We start from the raw sequence: 17,388 nt of genomic DNA, 5'->3' as shown, positions 1-17,388 counted from the left end.
CTCCCACAGGTACAGCACAAGCCTGAACAGAGTGGGAGCTGGCTTGCCAGCGATTGGGCTGCCAAGCAGCGCCAAGGCTATAATGCCGGCTCATTCAAGATGAGTACTTCCATGTCTTCCCTCGCCACCGCCCTCGCATCCTGCGACATGCTCCTGATCGATGGCCTGCACGCCTTCGACTTCACCTACGACGAAACCGGCCTCACGGTCGAATGCATGGATGGCCGCCAGCTGCGCCGCTGGTCGTTCACCCCCGAGCAGGTCGCCGCCGCCACCGGCGCAGGTGAAGAATGGCAAGTGGGCGATTCCCAGGGCGAGCATCGTCTAGTCTGTATGAGTGCCTTTCGCGCCCCGGATGAAGACGACGATGAACCGGATCTGGACGAGCCTGCTGACCGCTAGCCTGATGAGCCTGACCCTCACTGCCAACGCCGCCACGCTGCTGGTCGGCAGTTACACCGATGGCGCCAGCCAGGGCATCTACCGTTACGCGTTCGACAGCAAGAGCGGGCATATCGACCCTGCGCCGCAGCAAGTGGTCAAGAGCGTCAGCCCGTCGTGGCTGGTGCTTTCGGCCGATCAGCGCCAGCTGTTCGTGGTCAATGAAACCGTGCAAGGCCATGCCAGCAGTTTCAGCGTCGCCAGCAACGGCCAGATCAAGCCGCTCAACCAGGTCGCCACCCGCGGCGACGAGCCGACCCACGCCAGCCTCAGCCGCGACCAGCGCTACCTGTTCGTCGCCAACTATTCGGTCGCAGCCAACCCCGGTGGCAGCCTGGTGGTGATCCCGGTGGCCAAGGACGGCAAGCTCAAGGACGTGGTGCAGCAGTTGCGGCACAAGCCCAGTGGCGTGAACCCCGAGCGCCAGGCCGGCGCCCATGTGCATTCGCTGGTGCTGTCGCCGGACGGCCAGCACGTCTATGCCTGCGACCTGGGCGCCGACAAGGTGTTCATCTACCGTTACGACGGCGCCAGCGCCGACCACCCGCTGACCCCGGCAATCCCTGCGGCGGTAGACCTGCCGCCTGGCAGCGGGCCGCGCCACCTGCTGTTCGACGCCAAGGGCCGGCATGCCTACCTGACCCTGGAAATGAACGCTGAAGTGGTGATGTTCGATGTCGAGAACGATGCCTTGCTCGAACGCCAGCGCCTGCCCCTGACCGACCAGCAGGATGCCGCTGCCAAGGCCGCCGGCGGCCTGCACCTGTCGGCCGATGGGCGTTTCCTGTATGTCAGCAACCGCGGCACGGCCAACGAGATCGTGGTGTTCAGCGTGGGCAAGGACGATGGCCGGCTCGCCTTCCTGCAGCGGCGCACGGTGGAGGGCGACCACCCGCGCGAGTTCGCCCTGGACCCGAGTGACAACTTCCTCCTGGTGGCCAACCAGAAGAGCAACCAGATCGTGGTTATCCGCCGCGACCCGCGCAGCGGCAAGCTGGGCGAGACGGTGCAGACCATGGACCAGGCCGCCCCATCGGACCTGAAGTTCATCGAGTGACTATCGATACGCGTGATAATCCTTAGCAGCGCAATGAATTTCTGCAGGCGCGCTCAGCGGCGTAAGTTTGAACCAAGGCCCACAGGGGCTCACGTCAAACCACCGCCGTCGAGGTCTGCCCAGATGAACTTCAATCTCTTCCCGGTCATTGCCGCATCCGCCATTTCCGCCTCCGTGGTGCTGCCGACCCATGCCCATGCCGACACCAGCCCCAAGGCGTCCGGCACCCATAGCTACACCGAACAGTACCTGCGCCAGAGCGCCCATTACCATGCGGCGTTGAGTGCCAAGCACAGCCATTGAAGCCTGCCATGACCCTATCGCCGGCAAGCCGGCTCCCACAGCTACAGCACAATGCTCAAAGCCTGTGGAGTGCCTGTGGGAGCCGGCTTGCCGGCGATAGGGCCAAGGCGGCAAACAGCGTTCAGCGCGCCATCACGCCCTTGAACAGCTCCGATGCCAACCACCCCTCCAGCCAGCTCCGCAGCCGCGGATAAGCTGCCTCGGCGAACCACTGCGGTTCGACCCCGGCAAACTGGCGCATCAGGGGCAGCAACGCGGCATCGGCCAGGCTTGGGTGGTCGGCCAGCAGGTAAGGCCGGCCTTCGAGCAGCTGTTCCAGCGTCGCCAGCCAAGGCTCGGCCTGCTGGCGATACTGCTCGCGTGAATGCTCAGGGTAGCGCTCGGCATACTTGTACAGGTTCACCTGCGCCTTGAACGCCGTGTCGTTGCGCGCAATCAGTGCCTCGGCCTGCTGCGCGGCAGCGGGGTCGGCCTGCAGGCGCCAGTCATCCGGGTCGTGCTGCTGCAGTGCCCAGCGCATGATGTCCAGGCTTTCTTCCAGCACCCCGGCGCCGGTGTCGAGCACCGGTACCGTGCCCTTTGGCGACACGGCCAGCAACTCGGCCGGCTTGTTCTTCATCGCCACTTCGCAGATCTGCACCGCGCACCCGGCATAGCGCAGCGCCAGGCGCGCGCGCATGGCCCAGGGGCAGCGGCGGAACGAGTACAGAATCACCCGCACACCTGCACATCACTCAAGCCATTGCCCTGGCGGCGGACCTGGATCTGCACCGGGATGCGCTCGTGCATCTCCTGTACGTGGGAGATCACCGCAACCTTGCGCCCCTGTGCCTGCAGGCCGTCGAGGGCGTCCATGGCCAGCTGCAGCGACTCGGGGTCGAGGCTGCCGAAGCCTTCGTCGATGAACAGCGATTCGATGCGCAAGGTGCTCGATGCCATCGACGCCAGGCCCAGGGCCAGCGCCAGCGACACCAGGAAGGTCTCGCCACCGGACAGCGAGTGTACCGAGCGCAGTTCGTCGCCCATTTCGGTGTCCATCACCAGCAGCCCCAGGGCGCTGCCGCCGCGCTTGAGGCGGTAGCGGCGTGCCAGCTGGCGCAGTTGCGCGTTGGCATGGTGCAGCAGCAGATCGAGGTTGTAGCCCTGGGCGATCTTGCGGAAGACATCGCCGGAAGCCGAGCCGATCAAGGCATTCAGGCGAGCCCAGCGCTGCCATTGCTGGTACGCCTGCTCGATTTCGCCGGCCAGCGCCTGGTGCGCCTGCTGGCGGCGCTGGTCGTCGGCCTGCTGGGCGCGCAGTTCGGCGCACTGGTGCTCATGGCCGGCCAGGCGCTCGCGCAACGCGCCGAGGGCCTGCTCCAGGCCTTCGGCCGAGGTTTCCACGGCCATCTGGGCGGTGTGCTGCTGCAGGCGCTGCTCGCGCTCTTGCAGCAACACCCGGCCTTGTTCGATGGCCCGGTCGGCGCCTTGCAGGCACTGGCGCAACGCATTGAGCTGGGCATCGTCCATCGCCAGCAGGCGGTCGAGGCCGGCATCGTCCAGCTCCGGGTGCGCTGCGCGCCACTGGGCGATTGCGCCCTGCAACTGCTGGCATTCGCTGTCCAGGGCCTGTTGCTGCTGGGTGTTGGCCTTCAGCTCGCTGGCCAGCTGCACGCCTTGGGTACGCAGGTCCTGCAGGCGCTGGGCGGTGTCGGCATCAAGGGCGCGGGCTTGCTCGAGCTGTGCGTCCAGGTGCTGTTGCCAGGCCTCGGCGCTGCTGTGCTGGCCAAGCAGTTCGTCGAGCGCCGTGCGGGCCTGCTGGTGCTGTTGTTGCAGCGCGGCGAGTTGCTGCTGCAGGTGCTGTTGCGCCTGCAGGCGCACCTGCTGCTGGTCGCGCAGCTTGTCCAGCTGTACCTGGCGCGCCTGCTGTTCCTGCTGCTCGTCCTTGCGTTGCTCCAGCTGCTGCAAGCGCTGGGCGATCTGCTGGTCGAGGGCGAGGAAGGCGTGGGCCGGGTCGTCGCTCAGGGCCTTGAGCACATCCTGGGGCAGAACGTTGGCGAGGTCGTTGAGCCCTTGCTGCAGTTGCTGCTCATCATTGGCCAGCGCCTGGTGCTGGTGATCGAGCTGCTGTTGCGCCTGCTGCTGGGCGTGCTGCGCCGCCTGCAACTGCTGGTTGAGGCGGGCGGCGTCCTTTTGCAGGGTGAGCAGGGCGCTCTGGCGCTGCTCGTCCTGGCTGATTTCAGCCAAGAGCCGGCGCAGCTGGCTGTCGAGCCAGGCGCTGCGCGCCGGGTCATCCTGGGCCGCGAGGGCCGGCCACAGGGCGTGGGCCTGCACCTGGGCCTGAACCGGCTGCAGTTGCTCGCCCAGCTGGGCCTGTTGCTGCTGGTAGTCCTTGAGTTGGGCGTTGACCACGCCCAGTTGGGTGCGCAGGTCCACCAGCCTGTTGTTGAGCGCCTCCACCTGCTTTTGCGCGGCATCTTCTTCGGCCTGGTCATGGCGGCCCAGGCTCTGCAGCAGGGCGTCAGGCTGGTGGAACGGGTGTTCGGCACTGCCGCACACCGGGCACGGCTCGCCGTCAAGCAGCTGGGCGCGCAGTTCCTCGACGCTGGTGTTGCGCGCCAGGCGCTGGCGCGCCAGCAACTGGCGGGTCAGGTTCAGCGCCTGCTCGGCGGCTTCCAGGTCCGCCTTGGCGGCGGTGCCTTCGCCAATCAGCTGCTGGCGCTGCTGCATGGCCTGTTGCTGGCGCTGGCGCAGGGCCTCGAGCTGCTGGCGCAATTCCAGTTCGCGGCCATGCAGGCGCGACAGCTCCTCGACGGCACGCTGTTGCTTGCGGTTGTCCTGCAGCATGTTGCCGAGCAGGTCGATCTGCTCGGCCAGGGCCTGGGGCTCGGCCCCGGCTTCCTGGAACAACAGCTCGAAGGCGTCGCGCTCGGCCTGCAGTTTGGCATTGGCCTGGCTGGCCTGGGCCTGCAAGCCGGGCAGCTCTTCGCGGCCTTTGGCCAGGCGCCCGCCGGTGAGCATCACCTGCTTGAGTTGCGGCAGGTAGGCCTGCCAGGCATTGGCCAGGCCTTCCAGGTGCTGGCTGTCGGCCAGGGCGCTGTCGATCTGGGCGAGCTGCTGCAGGCTGCGCTGCTGGTGTTCTTCGAGTTGCTGCAGTTGCTGCTGGCCGTCGACCACCTGCTGGTCGGCCTGCTCGCTGGCGCTGTGTTGCGCCTGCTGCTCTTGCGCCAGGCGGGCCAGGCTGTCCTGGGCGGCGAAGGCCTGGCGCACGCGCGGGGCCTGTTCGCCGTGTTCGGCCTGGTGTTGAACGAGTGCCTGGCGCGCGGCCTCCAGCGCCTGCTCCAGTTCGCCGGTACGTGCCTGCAGCTCGGTTTGCTGGCGCTGCTGTTCGCTGATGGTCGCGGCCAAGGGGGCCAGTTGCGCGTTCAGCAGTTGCTGGCGATGGAACTGGTGGCGCTGGGGTGCCAGGCGTTCCAGGCGTTGCAGGTCCAGGCGCTGTTCGGCCAGCTGTTGCCAGTTCTGCTCGGCTGCCGCCAGGGCCTGGCCGGCTTCGGCATGCTGGGCCTGCAACTGGCACTGCTCGTTCAGCCAGTTGCGTTGCTGTTCCAGTTGGCGCTCGCTGGCCTGGTCGGCCTTGAACTGCGCCAGCGCCTGCTCCAGGCGCTGGTCGAGCTCATCACGCGCCTCGGCGGGCATCGGCAGCAGGTGGCTGGCGCGCTCCTTGAGGGCGTTGTGGGCCTCGCCGGTTTCCCGCGCCTTGCTGAAGGCACGCTGGCCCAGGCGGGTGTAGATGGCGGTGTTGGTGAGCTTTTCCAGCAGCTCGCTGCGCTCCCGGTCGTCGGCCTTGAGGAAGGCGCCGAATTCGCTCTGGGCCAGCATCACCGCACGGGTGAACTGCTCGAAGTTGAGGCCCAGGCGTGCCTCCACCAGCTGCTTGTATTCCTGCTTGCCGCTGCCCAGCAACTGTTCGCTGTCCAGGTCATAGAGGCTCTGGCGGCTGTTCTGCAGCTTGCCATTGGCCTTGTCGCGGGCGCGGTTGGCTTCCCAGCGCGCCCGGTAGCGATGGCCATCGATGCCGACGAAATCGACCTCGGCAAAGCCGCTGCCGGTGCCGCGGCGCAGCAGGTTGCGCGGGTCGTAGGTGGGGATGTCGCCGTCGGCGTCCGGCACCTTGGCTTCGCGGCCGATGTCGTTGAGCCGCGGCACGGTGCCGAACAGGGCCAGGCACAGGGCGTCGAGCAGGGTGCTCTTGCCGGCGCCGGTGGGCCCGGTGATGGCGAACAGGCCGGCGCTGGCCAGGGGCTCTGCGGTGAAGTCGATATCGACCGGGCCGGCCAGGGATGCCAGGTTCTTCAGGCGGATGGCGAGAATCTTCATGGCTGCTCCTCTTGCTGCTGGACGTCCTGCAGCAGCAGGGCGAAGTCGGCCAGCACCTGCTCGTCGGCGGGGTTGCCGTAGGCCTGCTCCCAGGCGCGGCTGAACAGGTCCTGCGGGGTCATCTGCGACAGTTCGACGAAGGCCTGCTCGTCATCGTCCTGGCCGCCACGGCCGGCGTACTCGGCGCTGATGCGCACCAGCCGCACCGCCTTGCCTTGCAGGGCCGTCTCGATCTGCTGGCGCAGGTCCGGTTGCGGTTCGTCCAGCTGCACGCGCACCTCCAGCCAGGGTTGCCGGTTGGGGTCTTCCAGCAGGTCGATCACCGGCAGCTCGGCAAGCGCTTCGAGCAGCTCGCCCAGCGGCGCCGGGCCGAGGCGCTGCAGGGCCACGGCGCGGGGCACCGGGCGCGCTTCGACGCTGAGCAACTCGCTGCCTTGCAGTTCGACTTCCAGCACCTGGTGCGGGTAGTTGATTTCGGCGAACGACAACGGAATCGGCGAGCCGCTGTAGCGGATGCGAGCTTCGCGGTTGACCTTCTGCGGCTTGTGCAGGTGGCCCAGGGCGACGTAGCTGATGTCTTTGTCGAACAACTTGGCCGGCAGGGCTTCGGCGTTGCCGATGATCAGGCTGCGCTCGGAGTCCTCCGACACCGCGCCCCCGGCCATGTGCGCATGGCTGATGGCGATCAGTGCCTGGTCCTTCTTGCGCTTCTTTTGCGCGGCGCCGATCAGTTGCTGGTGCACCTGGGTGATGCCCTGCAGGTAGTCGTCGCCCAGCTGCGGGCCGGTGACCTCGGCCGGGCGCAGGAAGGGCAGGGCCAGGCACCAGGCCGCGACCTTGCCGCGGCCGTTGGTCAGCGGGATCAGCAGGCGTTCGGCATCCAGCTGGCCTTCGTCGAGCCAGTGCACCCGGCCCAGCGCGTGGGTGCGCAGGCGGCGCATGAGCGCTGCGGGCAGTTCGATGCGCGAGCCGGAGTCGTGGTTGCCGGCGATCATCACGATGTCCAGTTTCGGCAGTTGCTCGTGGGCCTGGACGATGAAGTCGTAGAGCCGCTCCTGGGCTTTGACCGGCGGGTTGACGGTGTCGAAGATGTCGCCTGCGATCAACAGCGCATCAGGCTGGCGCAGGCGCAGCTGGCCGAGCAGCCAGTCGAGGAAGCAGGCGTGTTCGAAGTCGCGTTCCTGGCCGTGCAGGCTTTGGCCCAGGTGCCAGTCGGAGGTGTGAAACAGACGCATGGATGACCTGTTGGTGTCGAGTCAGGCAAGCGCAGGGCTTGGCTTGAAGGGTGGGCTTCGCGAAGGCGGGTATGGTAACCCAACCCTGGAGGTTGTGCAGTTTGCCCGGGCCCGATCGCTGGCGATCAGGCCCGAACAGGCAGTGCGTTACTTGGGATAGAGCGGCGGCAAGCTGCCACTCTCACCCGCTGGCAGCAACACCTGCTCCGCCGGTGGAATGGTGCCGATCGCCCGCCACAGATCCTCGCCCTGCCAAAACTGCCCACTCTCGCTGTACAGCGCCCCGTTCAACCCATCCAGCGCATCGGACAGCGGCACGAAGCGCGCCGCCATCTCGGCCAGGGTTTCCGGTTGCTGGCGCGCCCAGGCATCCAGCGCCTGGCGGGTAGCCTGCGGGTCGTTGGCCAGGCAGGCGCGCTTGAGGTCGTCGAGCAGGGTGCGAGGGCTTGGGCCATTCTGCGCGGCACGCAGTACGGCCGGTTGCGAGCGGGCGCGCCACCACAGCGCGAAGCCGAGCGCGGTGGTCAGGGCGAACAGCAGGGTGGCCAGCTGCCAGGGCCAGAGCAGGTGGCTGACGCCGGCGCTGTCGTCGGCGGGGGATTCCGCGCTCAGGGCCGGGTTGTCCAGCACGTCCAGGGTGCGCGCGGGCAGGCTGCTGTGTTCCAGGTGGTCTTCGCGGGTGTTCCACCAGGTGACTTCCAGTGCCGGCAGGGCCAGCTTGCCGCTGTGGGTCGGCACCAGCGCCTCGCGTTCCTCGCGGTTGGCGGTCATGCCGCGCTCGCTGATTTCGTTGCGCAGCAGCGGCTGGTCCGGGTAGCGGCGCAGGCCGACGATCTCGGTGGCCGGCAACTGCGGCAGCTGGGTGCTCGACAGGCCCTCGGCGCGCAGGGTGATGCTGCGGGTCAGGGAGTCGCCGATCTGCGGTTGCTGGGTGCTCGGGTCGGGGTTCCAGTGTTCTTCGAGGGTCAGGCTGCGCGCCGGCAGCCAGGGCGCGCCGGCCGGCCAGTCGGCGGGGATGGGGCGTACCGCCAGGCGCAGCGGCAGCGAGCTGACCTGCACCTGGCGGCCGGTCTGCCGGCCACTGCCGGCGGACGGCTGGGGGTTGTCGGCGGCGGTGGCGGTGAAGGTCAGGGGCGGGATTTCCAGGCTGCCGCTTTGCTGTGGATACAGCGCGTAGCGGGTCTCGATCACCCCATGGCGCACGCCATTGATTTCCTTTTCATAGGTGCGCGACTCGCCCAGCGGTTCGACCTTGGCGTTCTCCAGCTGCAGTGGGCTGAGGCTGCTGTCGTCGTACAGCGACACCGAATGGTAGATGCGCAGGGTCAGCACGGCCTGGGCCTGGACGTACACCTCATTGCTGTCCAGGGTGGCTTCGACGAACACCTGCGAGGCGCTGTCCTGGCGGTTGGCATCGGCTTGCAGCACCTGCAGCTCGATGGCCTGACTGTGCGACTGGCCCAGCTGCAGCTCAGGGATGCGCAGGGTGCCGCTGCGCCGTGGCAGCAGGGTGATGATCCAGCGGGTGCTGGCGCGGGTTTCGCCGTCGAGGGTGTGCAGGCTGTTGAGCTGGCGCGTGCCGCGCACCTCGAAGTCGCCTTCCAGCGCGCGCAGGTCGGGCTTGCCGAACTGGGTGACGTCCTGGCTTTCCAGGGTCAGTTCCAGGGTTTCGCCCGCTTCCAGGCGGGAGCGGTCGACGCTGGCCTGCAGGGTCGGTTCGGCCTGGGCGAGGGCGGCCCACAGCAGGCTGAGAAGCAAGACGCCGAGGCGACTCATCGTGGGTTTTCCTGATGCAATTGCTGTTCATACCAGAATTTGCGCCGCAGCAGCTCGGCCGGGTTGTCCGGGATCTCCCGCAGCCATTGTTCCAGGGCCTGGCGTTGTTCGGCATCGAGGCTGGTCGAGACCGGCCGCTGGGGCGGCTGGGTCACGCTGTCGTCATCGCCTGCCTGGTTGCCGGGGCTTGCCTGGCTGTCGCTGTTGCCTTCGCCGGGTTGTTCGGCGCTGGCCTGTTGCTCTTGACCGGGTGTGCCCTGGGCCGGGCTGCTGGCCGAGCTGCTGTTGCCCTCGGTTTCGCTGCCGGGCGTGCCTTGGGCATCGCTGTTGGTCGGTTGTTCCTCGGCTTGCGCCTCGCGCTGCTGCAGCAACTGCTGCACCAGCGCCTGGTTGGCCAGGGCTGGCTGCAGGTCGGGCTGGCGCTCCAGGGCCTGTTCGTAGGCGTCCAGGGCCGCCTCCAGCTCGCCGTCACGGGCCAGGGCATTGCCACGATTGTAGTGGGCCTCGGCGCTGTTGCCCTGGGCAAATGCCTTGGCGGCGCCGGCGTAGTCGCCGGCCTGGTACAGGGCCATGCCCAGCCATTGCGGGTCCTGGAAGTGGCGTGCGGCGTCGGCTGGGCGATTGCGCTCGAGCAGGCGCTGGCCCTGCTGGTCGGGGCGCAGCCACAGGTCGTTGAGCTCGAACGCCTGGCTGGGCTGCGGCAGCGCCAGCAGCAGCGGCAGGCAGAACAGCCAGCCCCGCCGGCCGGCGCAGGCCGCCAGCAGCAGCAGGGGGATCAGCAGCCAGTAACCCTGGTCGGCCCAGCTGTCGAGCTGCACGTTGTGGCCGTCGTTGCGCAGGCTGCGCGGGTTGTCGAACAGGCCCAGGCCGCGCAGGTCGAGGTCGTCGATGCGGGCATGGCGGTAGCGCCCGCCGGTGCCGCTGATGAAGGCCTTGAGCCCCGGGCTGTCCAGGCGCGGCACCAGGATGCCGCCTTGCGGGTCCTTGAGGAATTCGCCATTGGCCTGGCGCACCGGTGCGCCTTCGGCACTGCCGATGCCCAGCATCAGCAGGCTTGGCCCCTGGCGGCCGAGGGCCTGGACGATACCTTGGCGCTCCGGCGCGCTCAGCTCCGAGCCGATCAGCAGCAGGCGACCCTGGCCCAGCCCGCTCTGGGCCAGCAGCGCCAGGCCCTTTTGCACGGCAAGGTCGGCGCGTTGGCCGGGCTGCGGCATGATCGAGGAGTCGATCGCTTCGAGCAGGTTGCGCGTGGTGCCCAGGTCGTCGGACAGCGGCACCAGGGTATGGGCGCTGCCGGCATAGACGACCAGGGCGGTCTGGCTTTCGCTACGGTGTTCGAGCAGGTCGAGGATCTTGCGTCGGGCCTGTTCCAGGCGGTTGGGGGCAACGTCCTCGGCGAGCATCTGCGGGGTTAGCTCGAGCAGGATCACCAGCGGGTCGGCCGGACGCTGGCGGGTTTCTTCCAGGCGCTGCCAGCTCGGCCCGAGCAGGGCCAGCACCACCAGCAGCCAGGCCAGGCCCAGGGCTACCCAGGGCAGCTTGCTGTTGCTGCCACTGCCGCCACCGAGCAGCACCGGGTGGAAGGCCGCCGGCAGGATCATCTGCCAGCGCCCGGCCCGTTTGCGCCGATGCCACAGCTTGAACAGCAGCCAGGCGAGCAGCGGCACGGCAAGCAGCCAGAGGGGGCGCAGCCATTGTGGCCAGAGGTCGATCATCGGCGCTTCCTCAGGCGTAGCCGTTTGAGGCGCTCGCGCCATTGCGGGTGCGGCTGCAGGAAGCGCGGCCGGCGCAGCGCGCGTTGCAGCAGGTTGTCCGGCCACTGCACGGCGGCCACCAGCAGCACGCTGAGCAGCAGCGCCAGGGCCAAGGGCCAGGCGTACAGGGCTTTGGCGGTACGCGCCTGGGTCGGCTGCTGGGCGACCGGTTCAAGCTGGTCGAGGGTGTCGCCGATGGCGTCCAGTTCGGCGCCATCGTGGGCGCGGAAGTAGGCGCCGTGGGTGATGTCGGCGATTTCCTTGAGCGACGCTTCGTCCAGGTCCAGGCTCGGGTTCAGCCCGAGCAGGCCCGGGGTGCCGCTGGCCTCGGGGTTGGCGCCGATGCCGATGGTGTAGATGCGCACGCCTTCCTGGGCGGCCAGGCGGGCGGCGGTCAGCGGGTGAATCTGCCCGCCGTTGTTGGCGCCGTCGGTGATCAGCACCAGCACCCGGCTCTGCGCCGGGCGTTGGCGCAGGCGCTTGACCGCAAGGCCGATGGCATCGCCGATGGCGGTGTTCTTGCCGGCGATGCCGATCTGCGCTTCGTCGAGGAAGGTGCGCACGGTGCGCCGGTCGAAGGTCAGCGGCGCCTGCAGGTAGGCCTGGCTGCCGAACAGGATCAGGCCGACGCGGTCGCCTTCGCGCTCCTGCAGGAAGTCGCCGAGCAGCGCCTTGACCAGGTCCAGGCGGCTGATGTCTTCGTCCTTCCACTGCATGTCGGGGAAGTCCATGGAGCCGGACACGTCCACCGCCACCAGCAGGTCGCGGCCGCTGGCGGCCACCGGCACCGGGTCGCCGAGCCATTGCGGGCGGGCGGCGGCCAGCAGCAGCAACAGCCAGATCAGCACGAACGGCGCCTGCTGGCGCCAGGTCGGCAGGTTCAGGCGCGCCCGGCGCCCGGCCAGGCTTTCCAGTTCATCGAGAAAGCCGACCTTGAGCACCGGCTCGCCGCTGTCGGCGGCGGGCAGCAGCAGGCGCGCCAGCCAAGGCAGCGGCAGCAGCAGGAAGATCCACGGCCAGGCCAGTTCAAACATGTTTGCGGATCCAGGTTTCGACGGCCTGGCTGAGCCCGGCAATGGCTTTGTCGTCGAGCTTGCACTCGGGCTTGTAGGCGCCTTCGACCAGCACCATCCAGCGCGTCAGGCCGGCCGCCGGGCAGCGGTTGTCGAGAAACGCCAGCCACTGGCGGCCGTTGAGGGTGTGGCTGTTGGCGCCGGGGTAGTGGTTGCGGCACAGGCGCTTGAGCAGTGCGTTGATCTGCTGCAGCCAGGCGCCGGCCGGCGCGCCGTCGTAGGGGCGGGGCAGGCGCGCAAGCTCGGCCAGGGCTTCCACGCGCACCGGGTCGAGTGGCAGTTCCGCGCGCACCACCGGGCGCTTGCCCGGGCGCCAGTGGCGCAGCCGCCACAGGCCCCAGCCCAGCAGCGGCAGCAGCGCGAGCAGCAGCCACCAGCCTGGCGCCGGTGGCCACAGGCCGATCGCCGGTGGCGCGAGCAAGGGTTGCAGCTGGTCCAGCGGGTTCATTGGCCGCTCCGTGGGCGCTGGGCGTTGAGGTACTCACGCAACTGCTCGATCATCTCGCTCTGGGTGCTCAGCGGCATCAGCAGCACCCGCAGCTTCTGCGCCATCAAGTCCCAGCGTTCGATGCGCGCTTCGGCCTGTTGACGGTAGGCCCGGCGCAGGTTGGCGTCCAGGGTGTCGAGCTCCAGTTGCGCGCTGCGCTGGGCGAAGCGCAGCAGGCCGGCGGCGGGCAAGGCATGGTCGAGTGGGTCGGAAACCGGCAGCAGCAGCAGGTCGCAATGGCGCGAGAGCATGGCCAGGTGCTGTTCGGCCTGGTCGGTGAGCGAGCGCTCGTCGCAGATCACGATGGCCAGGCTGCCCGGGCGCAGCACTTCACGGGCGCGGCGCAGGGCAAGGCCGAGGCTGTCGGCCTGGGGCGCGGCCTCGGTGTGCAGCGCCTGGTTGACCTTGGCCAGGCGGTTGAGCAGCTGCAGCAGGCTTTGCTTGCTGCGCCGCGGCTTGATTTCGTGGTGCTCGTTGTCGCCGAACACCAGCCCGCCGATGCGGTCGTTATGCCCCAGCGCGGCCCAGCCGAACAGCGCCGCGGCCTCGGCCGCCAGCACCGACTTGAACATCAGCCCCGAGCCGAAGAACAACCGCTGGCTTTGCTCGACGAGGATGAAGATGGGCCGCTCGCGCTCTTCGTGGAACAGCTTGGTATGCGGCTCCTGGGTGCGGGCAGTGACGCGCCAGTCGATGTTGCGCACGTCGTCGCCGGCCTGGTAGACGCGCACCTGGTCGAAGTCCACGCCACGCCCGCGCAGCTTGGAATGGTGCAGGCCAATCAGCGGGCTGCGCTGGCCGGGGCGGGAAAACAGCTGAATCTCGCGCACACGGTGGCGCATGTCGATCAGCTCGGCGAGGCCGATGCGGATGCCGGGGGCGGCGAGGTGCGTGGCGGGCATGGGGTCAGGCGACGAGGTCGAGGGCGCGCTGGGCAGAGGCCCCTACTTTAATGCATCCGCAGTGGTGACGACCAATGCGTTCGCTAAAAATGTGCGCGATTGCCTGGGCACGCACATTGCCCACATTGCGTTCCGTGCGTTCGAACAGCCCCTCGGAAAACCCTGGTCGAGAAGAACACCTGAGTTCAGGCGACGGCGACTACGTCGAGAATGCGCTGCACCACCCGGTCCTGGTCAACGCCAGCTGCCTCGGCTTCGAACGACAGGATGATGCGGTGGCGCAGCACATCGAACAGCACCGCCTGGATGTCTTCGGGGCTGACGAAGTCGCGCCCGGCCAGCCAGGCATGGGCACGCGCGCAGCGGTCCAGAGCGATGGAGCCGCGCGGGCTGGCGCCGTAGGCGATCCAGTCGGCCAGTTCGCTGTCGAACTTGGCCGGGGTGCGCGTGGCCATGACCAGCTGCACCAGGTATTCCTCCACCGCGTCGGCCATGTACAGGCCAAGAATTTCCTTGCGCGCGGCGAAGATCGCCAGCTGGCTGACCCGCCGCTCAGGCTTCACTTCGCCGCCCAGGGCTTCGCCGCGGGCCTGGGCGAGGATGCGCCGCTCCACGGCGGCATCGGGGAAGCCGATTTTCACGTGCATCAGGAAGCGGTCGAGCTGGGCTTCGGGCAGCGGGTAGGTGCCTTCCTGCTCGATCGGGTTCTGCGTGGCCATGACCAGAAACAGCGGCGACAGGTCATAGGTGCTGCGGCCCACGCTGACCTGGCGCTCGGCCATGGCTTCGAGCAGCGCCGACTGGACCTTGGCCGGGGCGCGGTTGATTTCGTCGGCCAGCACCAGGTTGTGGAAGATCGGCCCCTGCTGGAACACGAAGCTGCCGGTTTCCGGGCGATAGATTTCGGTGCCGGTGATATCCGCCGGCAGCAGGTCGGGGGTGAACTGGATGCGATGGAACTGCGCCTCGATACCTTCGGCCAGCTCCTTGATCGCCTTGGTCTTGGCCAGGCCCGGCGCGCCCTCCACCAGCATGTGGCCGTCGGCCAGAAGCACGATCAGCAGCCGTTCGACCAGCTTTTCCTGGCCGAGAATCTGGGTGGAAAGAAAGGTGCGTAGCGCGATCAGCGCTTCACGGTGTTCCATCGATGGCGGTTCCTGGAATGGGCAGGGCGAGCGCGAAAGGCAACTGGCCTGGCAAGGGGGGATACTTTAATCCATCCGCGGTGCCACGTCGAAATCTGCGCTCGCTGTTTGCTGCATTGGCTGATTTTCCACCGCCGCCCGCTGTCGCTTGCTTGCACGCTCCCAATCATCAAGGAGCGTGAGCATGGAACAGCAGCATGGCCCAGCCCATTTGCGGGTGGGCATATTCTTCGACGGAACCGGCAACAACCAAGCCAATGCCCAGGCCGCGCAAGGCGGTGAAGGGGGCAGTTACGCCAACGCCTTGAGCAACATCGCCCTGTTGCATGCGCTGTACCCTGGCGGCCAGGTCGATGATGAATGCTTCCTCAAGCACTATGTGCAGGGCATCGGCACCTGCCAAGGGGCACCCGACTCGGCCTTCGGCGGCGCGACTGGCCGCGGGCATGCCGGGGTCCAGGCACGTGTCGAGCAGGCCTTGGCCGCGGTGGCGCAACAGGTGCGCGACTGCCTGGCAAGCCAACCGCAGGTGTTGCCCGGCAAGATCACCTTCGACCTGTTCGGGTTCAGCCGGGGAGCGGCAGCGGCCAGGCACCTGGCCAACCGGCTGAGCGAGGCGGCAGAGGGCCTGCCGGACGAGTTGCAGTGCCACCGGGTGATCGAGTTCATCGGCCTGTTCGACACGGTGGCGGCGATCGTCGCGCCGCTGCGTGGCAACTTCGACCCTGCCAATGACGATTACGATGGCTTGCAGCTGGGCCTTGGCCAGGGCACTGCGCGGCAAGTAGTGCAGCTGGTGGCCGGCGACGAGCGGCGGCACAACTTCCCCTTGCTGCGCTGCGGCAACGACATTGTCGTGCCCGGCGTGCACTCGAACATTGGCGGCGGTTACCCCGCTACCCTGCGCGAGCAGGTGCTGTTGTGCAAACCGCAATCGAACCGGGTGCCTGCGGCCACGCCGGCAGAGCACACCCGCGCCTATGCGGCGGTGCAGGCCTTGCTGGCTTCGGCAATCGTGCAGGTGGGCGACCCGCAGCCCTGCCTGCAGGTCTGGGAGGAGCCGGTCAGCGAAGGCCGAGGCAAGCGTGAAGACCCGGAAAAACAGGTCTACGTCGCCGTGTATCGGGAGCGTGAGGTGAGCGGGCATCTGTCGCGCATCTACCTGAGCATCATGCGTGAGCTGGCCGTGAGCTGCGGCGTGCCATTCGCCGGGCTGGGTGGGGATGAGGCGCATCGGCTGCCCGAAGAGCTGCAGGCGATCAGCGAAAAACTGCACGACTATGCCCTTGGGCGTTGCCAGGAGCTGCGACTGACGCCCGCCGAGCAGGCCTTGCTGCAGCGCAAATACGTGCATACCTCGGCGCACTGGAATGCCCTGGCGGGGTTGCGCAACAGCTCGCTGGACATGCTGTACATCAACCGGCCCGAGGAAGGGGGCCGGGTCATGCATGACAATCCGCTGGGTTGAAGCCCAAGCGGCGGCAGTGCCTGCACCTTCGCAGGTACTGCCGTACACCCCTCAGTTCTTCGAGGTGGAGTGCTTGCGGCCCTGGTCGAACAGCGCGAACACCACCACCAGCACGCCGGAGATCGCCAGGATCAACGCCACGCCATCGGTGGAGTGGGTCGCCGAGCCTGCCACCAGCGCCAGCCCGCCCAGCGGCGCCAGGCCACCGGCCACGGCGGTGCCGATCTCGCGGCCGGTGCCAAAGCCCGAAGAGCGGGTCTGGGTCGGGAACTGGCGGCTGAGGAACGAACCCTGCGGTGCGAACATCATCGGCGCGAGGATGCCGGTGCCGATGGCGATGGCCACGTAGATCAGGGTCGGCTCGCCGGTGCTCAGCAGCTGCAGGAACGGGTAGGCGAACAGTGCCGACAGCACGCCGCCGAGCATCAGCACGGTCTTGCTGCTCCAGCGGTCGCACAGCCAGCCGAAGAACGGCACGGTGAAGATCGCCACCAGGCTGGCGATGGTCACCGACAGCGAGGTGACATGCGCCTCGACCCCTTTGAACTGGGTCAGGTAGGCCAGCGAGAAGGTCTTGAAGATATAGCTCAGGGCGTTGTAGCCGATGGCCACGAAGAACACCACGGCCAGGCCTTTGAGGTCGTTTTTGAACAGCAGCTTGAGCGGCGACACCTGGGGCTGGTCGTCGACCTTGTCGTGCGCCTTCTTGAAATCGGGCGTTTCCGGGATGCTCTTGCGCACCCACAGGCCGACCGCCACCAGGGCAATGCTGGCGATGAACGGGATGCGCCAGCCGCCGGCCAGGAGGAACTCGTTGCCGTTCATGGTCAGCAGGTACACGGTCAGCGACGACAGCAGCAGGCCCAGGTTCAGCCCCAGTGCCGGCCAGGCGCCCTGGCTGCCGCGCTTGCCTTCGCTGGCATGCTCGTAGGAGGTGACCGCCGCGCCCGACAGCTCGGCGCCGGCGCCCAGGCCCTGGATGATGCGGATCACCACCAGCAGGATCGGCGCCCAGATGCCGATGGTGGCGTAGCTGGGGATCAGGCCGATCAGCGCAGTGCACACGCCCATCATGCAGAAGGTGATGACCAGCACGTGCTTGCGCCCGAAGCGGTCGCCCAGGTAGCCGAACAGCACGCCGCCGAAGGGGCGGGCGATGAAGCCGATGGCGAAGGTGGAGAACGCCAGCAGCGAGGCCACCGCCGGGTTGCTGGCATCGAAGAAGATCTTCGAGAACACGATCGCCGCCATGGTCGCGTAGAGGTAGAAGTCGTACCACTCCAGCATCGAGCCGAAGATGGTTGCCGCGGCTACCTTGCGCAGGCGCTTGCGTTGCTGTTGCGGGGTTTCGGTTGCGGCCAGCGCCGCCTCGTGTACCGACATCTGAGGTT

The 17,388-nt window shown here is 67.8% G+C and carries 14 protein-coding genes; 4 read left to right on the top strand and 10 right to left on the bottom strand.

Features of this window, described 5'->3' with window-relative positions; genetic code table 11:
• Positions 1–111 precede the first annotated feature (111 nt).
• The 3 genes from L6D75_RS18990 to L6D75_RS18980 all read left to right on the top strand — a co-directional run bounded on the left by L6D75_RS18990 (position 112) and on the right by L6D75_RS18980 (position 1,801).
• On the top strand, positions 112–402 hold the full coding sequence (locus tag L6D75_RS18990) for a DUF5629 family protein (RefSeq protein ID WP_176511864.1): 291 nt from the start codon (positions 112–114) through the stop codon (positions 400–402).
• On the top strand, positions 368–1,498 hold the full coding sequence (locus L6D75_RS18985; RefSeq protein WP_176511863.1) for a lactonase family protein: 1,131 nt from the start codon (positions 368–370) through the stop codon (positions 1,496–1,498). Before L6D75_RS18990 ends, L6D75_RS18985 begins: the two co-directional genes overlap by 35 nt.
• Before the next feature lie 123 nt (positions 1,499–1,621).
• On the top strand, positions 1,622–1,801 hold the full coding sequence (locus L6D75_RS18980) for a hypothetical protein (protein ID WP_176511862.1): 180 nt from the start codon (positions 1,622–1,624) through the stop codon (positions 1,799–1,801).
• 121 nt (positions 1,802–1,922) lie between these two features.
• On the opposite strand, the gene L6D75_RS18975 is transcribed toward L6D75_RS18980, so the two are convergent.
• The 9 genes from L6D75_RS18975 to L6D75_RS18935 all read right to left on the bottom strand — a co-directional run bounded on the left by L6D75_RS18975 (position 1,923) and on the right by L6D75_RS18935 (position 14,529).
• Positions 1,923–2,516, bottom strand: a complete 594-nt coding sequence (locus L6D75_RS18975; protein WP_176511861.1) for a glutathione S-transferase — start codon at positions 2,514–2,516, stop codon at positions 1,923–1,925.
• Complete coding sequence (locus L6D75_RS18970; RefSeq protein ID WP_176511860.1) at positions 2,513–6,157, bottom strand: AAA family ATPase; 3,645 nt, start codon at positions 6,155–6,157, stop codon at positions 2,513–2,515. Before L6D75_RS18970 ends, L6D75_RS18975 begins: the two co-directional genes overlap by 4 nt.
• Positions 6,154–7,392, bottom strand: coding sequence for an exonuclease SbcCD subunit D C-terminal domain-containing protein (locus L6D75_RS18965; RefSeq protein ID WP_176511859.1), 1,239 nt, complete (start codon positions 7,390–7,392; stop codon positions 6,154–6,156). The genes L6D75_RS18970 and L6D75_RS18965 overlap by 4 nt, the downstream gene beginning before the upstream one ends.
• A 147-nt stretch (positions 7,393–7,539) precedes the next feature.
• On the bottom strand, positions 7,540–9,168 hold the full coding sequence (locus L6D75_RS18960) for a BatD family protein (protein ID WP_176511858.1): 1,629 nt from the start codon (positions 9,166–9,168) through the stop codon (positions 7,540–7,542).
• On the bottom strand, positions 9,165–10,883 hold the full coding sequence (locus L6D75_RS18955; protein ID WP_176511857.1) for a tetratricopeptide repeat protein: 1,719 nt from the start codon (positions 10,881–10,883) through the stop codon (positions 9,165–9,167). Before L6D75_RS18955 ends, L6D75_RS18960 begins: the two co-directional genes overlap by 4 nt.
• On the bottom strand, positions 10,880–11,956 hold the full coding sequence (locus tag L6D75_RS18950) for a vWA domain-containing protein (protein WP_176511856.1): 1,077 nt from the start codon (positions 11,954–11,956) through the stop codon (positions 10,880–10,882). Before L6D75_RS18950 ends, L6D75_RS18955 begins: the two co-directional genes overlap by 4 nt.
• Positions 11,949–12,443, bottom strand: a complete 495-nt coding sequence (locus L6D75_RS18945; RefSeq protein WP_176511855.1) for a DUF4381 domain-containing protein — start codon at positions 12,441–12,443, stop codon at positions 11,949–11,951. Before L6D75_RS18945 ends, L6D75_RS18950 begins: the two co-directional genes overlap by 8 nt.
• Positions 12,440–13,384 carry a DUF58 domain-containing protein gene (locus tag L6D75_RS18940; protein ID WP_176511854.1) on the bottom strand — a complete coding sequence of 315 codons (945 nt, stop codon included), beginning with the start codon at positions 13,382–13,384 and terminating at the stop codon, positions 12,440–12,442. Before L6D75_RS18940 ends, L6D75_RS18945 begins: the two co-directional genes overlap by 4 nt.
• Before the next feature lie 185 nt (positions 13,385–13,569).
• Positions 13,570–14,529: an AAA family ATPase gene (locus tag L6D75_RS18935; protein WP_176511853.1), complete on the bottom strand. Its 960-nt coding sequence runs from the start codon at positions 14,527–14,529 to the stop codon at positions 13,570–13,572.
• Positions 14,530–14,713: 184 nt separating this feature from the next.
• Between L6D75_RS18935 and L6D75_RS18930 the strand changes: the two genes are divergently transcribed.
• A complete protein-coding gene (locus L6D75_RS18930; protein WP_176511852.1) occupies positions 14,714–15,997 on the top strand; it encodes a phospholipase effector Tle1 domain-containing protein in 1,284 nt (427 codons plus the stop codon).
• 51 nt (positions 15,998–16,048) lie between these two features.
• Here the strand turns inward: L6D75_RS18930 and L6D75_RS18925 are convergent, their stop codons facing one another.
• Entirely contained in the window at positions 16,049–17,380 is a 1,332-nt protein-coding gene (locus L6D75_RS18925) for an MFS transporter (RefSeq protein WP_176511851.1), read from the bottom strand.
• Positions 17,381–17,388: the final 8 nt, after the last annotated feature.

The organism is Pseudomonas faucium (assembly GCF_021602585.1).
Lineage (GTDB): Bacteria > Pseudomonadota > Gammaproteobacteria > Pseudomonadales > Pseudomonadaceae > Aquipseudomonas > Aquipseudomonas faucium.
The sequence above is the reverse complement of the archived record's forward strand: the minus strand, read 5'-3'. Positions and strand labels throughout refer to the sequence as shown.